Raw genomic sequence first — 1,149 nt, 5'->3', positions numbered from 1 at the left:
ACACAAACAATGAAAGAGGTTTTTCGTCTTGGTGCTAGAACAGAATATCATAAATCGTCCTAAAGGACATCATTTAACTGAAATTGAACGTGGAAAGATTGCTTCCTTTCATTCAATTGGCTACTCGAATCGCCAGATAGCTAAAGCTATCGGCGTTTCACCTCAGACTATTAATAATGAAATTAACAGAGGTACTGTTGAGCAGATCAAGAAAGTTAATGGTAAAGTTCAACACTTGAATTGCTACTTTCCTGACACTGCACATCAAAAGTATGTAAAGAACCGTAAGCTTTGCCATCGTCCTTCTAAATTCGACCAAGTCACAGCCTTTTTAGGCTTCTTTGTAAGCCAGTTCATAGATAATGGATGGTCACCTGATACGGCCGTTGGACGAGTTAAGAACGAAGAATTATTCTTAGTAGATGAAATGGTTTGTACTACTACACTTTACAAATATATTGATGAACAACGACTTGAAATCCGGAATATTGATCTGGTAGAAAAGTCAACTAGACCGACTAAGCAACATACTTCAAAAAAGCATAAGCGTCTACTTGGTCGTAGTATTGAGAAACGCCCTAAAAGTGTTGATAGCAGAGAATCCTTTGGGGACTTTGAGATAGACACGATTGTGGGCAAAAGAAATGGCCATGAGAGTGTCGTCTTAACGCTCATAGAGCGTAAGACACGCTTTGAAATAATGAGACTTATTGACGGTAGAGATGCCGACTCTGTAGATTATGCTATGAAAGAGATCATAAAGAACTATGGTGATCTTATCAATTCAATCACTGCAGACAATGGCCCTGAGTTCTCTAATCTATCATCTGATATGGCTGGCGTTGCGGATGTTTACTTCACACACCCATATACATCTTGTGAACGTGGAACAAATGAAGTACATAATCGAATGATACGTCGTGACTTGCCCAAAGGGCTGTCACTGGATACAGTCAGCCCAAAAGTAATAAGAGACATAGAATTTAAGCTCAACAATATGCCTAGAAAGTTATTGAACTATAAAACGCCACAAGAACTCTTTGCTAGTTCCTGTGGCGCTTAAAGACATATTTATAAACTTCAAATACTGATATCACTTGGATTCAATTTATTTTGTCCAAGTGGCTAACTTGTTATTGAAATTTTCGA

The 1,149-nt window shown here is 38.1% G+C and carries 1 protein-coding gene; it reads left to right on the top strand.

Annotation, left to right across the window (positions count from 1 at the left end; genetic code table 11):
• The first annotated feature begins 31 nt into the window (after positions 1-31).
• Positions 32-1,063, top strand: a complete 1,032-nt coding sequence (locus FD31_RS13755) for an IS30 family transposase (protein WP_186811277.1) — start codon at positions 32-34, stop codon at positions 1,061-1,063.
• Positions 1,064-1,149 lie beyond the last annotated feature (86 nt).

The sequence above is a fragment of the Companilactobacillus nantensis DSM 16982 genome (genome assembly GCF_001435815.1).
In the GTDB taxonomy this organism is placed as follows: Bacteria; Bacillota; Bacilli; order Lactobacillales; family Lactobacillaceae; genus Companilactobacillus; species Companilactobacillus nantensis.
Note: the sequence above shows the minus strand (reverse complement) of the source record. Positions and strands in the feature narration are given on the sequence as shown.